The organism is Moorena sp. SIO3I8, from assembly GCF_010692325.1.
Taxonomy (GTDB): Bacteria; Cyanobacteriota; Cyanobacteriia; order Cyanobacteriales; family Coleofasciculaceae; genus Moorena.
The window spans coordinates 1-5174 of record NZ_JAAHHW010000220.1 but is presented as its reverse complement, the minus strand read 5'-3'; the positions used below and the strand labels follow the sequence as shown (position 1 = coordinate 5174).

3 protein-coding genes are annotated in these 5174 nt (G+C 42.0%); 1 reads left to right on the top strand and 2 read right to left on the bottom strand.

All coding sequences use genetic code 11. The features are described 5' to 3' along the window. Both F6K51_RS35115 and F6K51_RS35110 read right to left on the bottom strand, forming a co-directional pair. Entirely contained in the window at nt 1-2097 is a 2097-nt protein-coding gene (locus F6K51_RS35115; protein WP_293030196.1) for a CHAT domain-containing protein, read from the bottom strand. A gap of 286 nt (nt 2098-2383) precedes the next feature. Beyond that, nucleotides 2384-3316 (bottom strand): hypothetical protein, encoded by a 933-nt coding sequence (locus tag F6K51_RS35110; RefSeq protein ID WP_293030193.1) that lies wholly within the window; start codon nt 3314-3316, stop codon nt 2384-2386. Nucleotides 3317-4486: 1170 nt separating this feature from the next. Here F6K51_RS35110 and F6K51_RS35105 point away from each other — a divergent pair. Further along, a complete protein-coding gene (locus F6K51_RS35105) occupies nt 4487-4909 on the top strand; it encodes a helix-turn-helix domain-containing protein (protein ID WP_293030190.1) in 423 nt (140 codons plus the stop codon). Nucleotides 4910-5174: the final 265 nt, after the last annotated feature.

Genomic DNA, 5174 nt, shown 5'->3' with positions numbered 1-5174 from the left:
TTAAGCCACACGCAGCAAAGCCGAAATCACCACAACAGCGATAACTATAACAAGTTTTGATAGGATTTTCATAGGTAAGCTAAATGTTATCAAACTATCTGCTTGCGGACTTGCCTGTATCCCCTCTTCGGTAACTAAAGGCGTATCTGAAACAGAGGCATAATCCCTTGGTGCTTTAGCAATTTGGATTTTAGAACCTTCCTGCTCAGCATAGATTTTAGGATTCATGGCAGGAAGGGTTTCTCGAATCCTATTTTTGATGTACTCATGTAACTCATCCAGAGAAATCACCCTATCCCCATTCAAATCAGCATCTCCCGTTTCAATACCCTCTACTAAATACTGAGTGTAAATTGAGAGCTGTTTGTCCAATTGACTAAAGGAGTAGTCAGTTGAAGAAGCGAGAATAGCGCGCCCTTCTCCTCCTAATTGATTTTGAAGATCGACGGAGCGATCATCTTTAACCAGTAGGCCCTTACGAAAAGCTGCACTAAAGCAGCAGTCGAGGATAACCACTTGTCGCTTGGAGCGGCTACCATTCATAATGTTATGGATAGCCCTAGCAGAAACGGCTGTTGTCTTAACTAGTTCTCTCTGTGAATTCTTACGAGTAATACGAGTTGTTAAATACAGTTGATTGCTGCTATCTTTGACACCGTGACCTGAAAAGAACAGTAACACCAAATCATCTTTTGTAGAACTGGCGAATAACTCTTCAATAGCCTCCTCCATTTCCTGTCGATCAGGATTGCTGAGAGCTTTGACATCAACAAAATTTCCCAGTTGTGGGGAATCCAGTATTCCTTTGATTTCCTCTAAATCTTTGGTTGCGCCAGGTAGTGGCTTTAACCCCTGTCCATATTCACTGACTCCAATCAACAGCGCTCGTTTTACCCCTTTTGATTGGCGAGCATCCTTTACATGGAGCTGTTTATGGCTTGGCTTGTCTCGCACAACTGGCTGATTCAGAAGTTGCAATACTGACTCATTTCGAGGTTGCAATAAGTGAGCATCTTGCACTTGCATGAAAATCACAGGTGTCGCAAAATCCCGTTTCCGATATCCTGTTGATTCATGGAGACTAATTTCTCGTCGTCCTTCCTGTACTGCTATATCCGCTGACTTGCCTTGAGCTAATTGTTTATAAAAGTGGCAGGCAAATCGGCTAGCTGTGCTATTAGACACTGGATACTGCATGGCCACGACTACAGGAATACGTTGCTGCACAACCTTGGAAGCTAGTCCTACAGATGGTTTCGATGTAGACTCCATTGCTCCCTGACATGCCTGCAACACAATAATTCCAGGTCGATGCTTATTAAAGAGCTCACTAAAGTCATTGGCGCTAATCCACTGTGCCTGATCGAATTCATCCACCAAGGCAATTTCACCATTTTCATTCTGAAAACGACCATGACCGATGAAATGGAAAATGTGGGGCTTTTCCCTCAGAACTTTATCAATAGCTTTGCGGCTAGGTGGATTCACTACGGGTAACAATTCCACCTGCTCTGGTTGTTCCTGGGCTAGTGTTTCTATCGCCACCTGTACTTCCTCGTAGGCAACTGGATTTAAATCTGTGGGTGCAGAGACAACTAAGGCAATCCGCATTTTTTCATTTGCGCCTAACTTAATCGGTGGTGCTGAAATCCGCTGTGGGGGAAGGCGCGAAAAGACCAAGTCAGCTGCAGTAGCCAACCACATTGTTCCTAACTTCTCCCTTTGAGGCAAACACATAAATTCCCATGGGAACGCTGCCACTTCAGGGATATTTTGCTCGTCTATATCTAGTTCTACCCGTAGCAATTGCTGTTTAGTGCGAACAACTTCGTTATAAAATCTTATAAAGTCATAGCAAAGGACATCATCAAACAAGCTATCAAACAAGGCTTCTCCGAGTAACCTCGACTGGTTAGCATCCTTGATTTCATTTTTACGAACTTTTTCGATTAACTCCCTGACTTCTGAGGTGATCTTATCCTGATACCGAAATTCTCTAGAGATTATATTATCGAGCTTTCCAGGTTCTTTCTTTTCAACCCGCACTGTACGAGGATGTATCACGTGGATGCGATAGGTGTAGTAGGCTCTAGTCATAGCTGTCTGATCAGATAAAGCTGATTAATTGGTAAGCATTCAGCGGTCAGTGGTCAGCGGTCAGTAGTTAGTGGTCAGCCGTCAGGTTATTTTATTCAAAAGCGCTTTAAGTAGAGTGGCACAGGCTTCTAGCCTTAAGTAGAGTGGCACAGGCTTCTAGCCTGTGACCTAACCCATAAGCTGATAGCTGATAGCTGACCACTGATAACTGATAACTGATAACTGATAGCTGATAGCTGATAACTGAATGCTTACCATAGATTTACAATAAAAAGATGCACCCGATTTAAGTAGCTAAATCCTGTGTAAGATTAGCTTTCGGTAGCTTCAATATCCATTCCTTGACATCACTACGACTGAATTTAATTGCAGCCTGATTCTTATTTCGTATTAAGGTTTGGAATCTATCTGCCAGATCACTGAAAACATCACGGATATCAGCAGTTAACCAGTTCATATTTGGTTCAACCCAAACCATACCGCGCAAATTAATAGACTTTATTTCCTTAGGCACTTTAAAGACAATAGCAAATTGGACTGTCGGTATTTTTTGGATTTCCGGCTCTTCAATGCGCCAGTAACACTTAGAATTACCTTCACCTTGGGAAATCATTTCAAAGTGACCAGCTTCGTAAGCATACTCAGGAATGACAATGAATGCTTTGAGTTCGTTCTTCTTTGCTACATTAGCTTTGAGCTCCCCAGGAATAGTGGTAAGTTCGGCTACTTCAGTGCTATCAATCCCGATACTCCAATCAAGATTGCTATTAATAGCTAAATTCATGCCCACCCCGGATCTCATCACAGGTCGCCATTGGCTTTTGGGGAAAATAGACTGAACGATCGGCTCTTTTTCTCCTTTGGGACTGAAGTCAAGCTCACAGCACAATCGCCAAAATCTAACCCCTGGTTTAGGACGCAAATCGACAGTCACAGTCATATAATAGAAATCAAATGCATCACGCATTTGCTGTCGATAAATGTTGCTCAATCCCTCTTCAGTTTCTTCAAATAGGTCTTCGGTAAGTAAGATCAACTTATCCCTGGGATTGCCAAAGCTAACTGTACTTTCCAGCAAGCTTTTAACGGCGGTTGCAGCTACACCAAGCTTTGTACTTTCATCCAGGTTACTTTCCCATTTGTTTACTTGCTCAAATAGGTCAGCCAAGAAAGTCTCAGCTTCTTGGGGATTGGGTAGCGGATTTTTTTTATCGGTCATTGACTTCAGCTCTATTTAGATTGACAAAGTTACTACACAACATGGCAGCGACGTATAGCACAAGCCACAATCACACAATTATTGATTAAGTTACTGGCAAGCTGCATCTACAGCTTCGATGGATAAGGGGGAAGTTAGAGAAGTTGACAACCCGCCTTTTCAATCAAATCCGTAATTTTACCAGACTTATAAATTATAAAAATTAGTATTATCTTACTATCTAGTATGATCAGCTATCAGGGTTGTAATTGGGGTAACAACAACTTGTCTAGCCAAGCCATAACAACTAGCTATATTTTTAAGATTATTTACTTTGAGTATAGTTTATTTGATAATAGTATACCACAATCCTGAACAAGAGGAACCAACTAGAGACAATTTTAATCTAATCTTTTATTCTTTCATCAGATAAAATAAACCCTTTCCAAATAGGTCATGAACGCTAAGGCTGATTTCTGATCACATCAAAAAATCCTGGAGCCCTTTCCTACTATTCTCTTTTAGCTGTTTTCTGTTCCCTGTTAGAGCAATCCTCTGTTTACATCTCATTTGAAAAACCTAATTTCCCCGAAACAATCGATAAATTTTAAGAGTTATGAATTGACAAAAAAGCCAAAGTGTGCATAAAGCGGTTTTCTATTCGGTTAGGTACAAAGTCCTGGGTTTTTAGGGAGCAGGGAGCAGGGAGCAGGGAGCAGTGAAGAGGCAAGAGTTAGTATTTCGACAATGCAATAGTTTTTGATAACCCTCTTAACTTAAGACCCCCACAATACCTATACACTCCATATATCCCACCAGATGATATAGCAGAAGTCAGAAGTCAGAAGTCAGAAGTCAGAAGTCAAACTCTTGCGCTTACTTAGGTTTGAGACTTTTGTCATGTCCGCGCCTGCCCTGGCGACTGCTATAAATTGCGACAATGCAATAGTTTTTACCACCTTTTTATAGTATTAATATTATTTACCCTATAAACTCCATACATCCCACCAGATGAGAAATTGCGACAATGCAATAGTTGTTAACCACCCTTTTATAATTTTTAACTTACTACACCCACTAGCCCCATTTTTTCCTTTAAATTGCGATGATGCAATAGTTTTGCCATGCCCTTGCCTTTTCAAAACAAGTGTGTTAATATAATAATATCGTTAAAGCAATGGTTTACTACCCATGATGATTTCCACTGCACAAGCCGCTGAATTACTCGGTGTTTCTGCCACTCGCGTCCGTTACCTTCTGGGCAAAGGCAGAGTTAAAGGCGCTTATAAGGTGGGTAGAACTTGGGTGATTCCTTTGTTTGATGGTATGCCGGTGGTCACTCCTGGCACTCGCGGACCAAAACGGAACTGGTCAAAGCGTACAAATTACACTAAGGCTGTGATCCACGTTAATCAGAAAGTCATTCGCCAAAATCTCAAGACCGGGGAGCGTAATCCTGTGATTACCGTCAAGCGAGGCTCTAAAAATGTTTATGGTCATACGGTAGAGGTCAATGGCCCCTGTCGGGTGATGTATCGTCCGGACAATCCACTAGATTGTGGAGCAAGGGTGTGGATTGAGACGATTTCTGATTTTGAAGTGATTTCAGCTTGATGGGGAATTTGCGTTGGCGTAGCGTGACCTACCGTCAATCGTGTAGCCTGGCCTAGGGTCAATCCCATTAAAATCGAATCAATCACAAGCTGTCCGATCCTTGATGATTGACCTACGGTCACGCTACGCGAACGAGACTTTAGCGATCGCGTTTTTTAGATGACCGAGATTTTAGCGATCGCGTTTTTTAGATGACCGAGATTTTAGCGATCGCGTTTTTTAGATGACCGAGATTTTAGCGATCGCGTTTTTTAGATGACCGAGA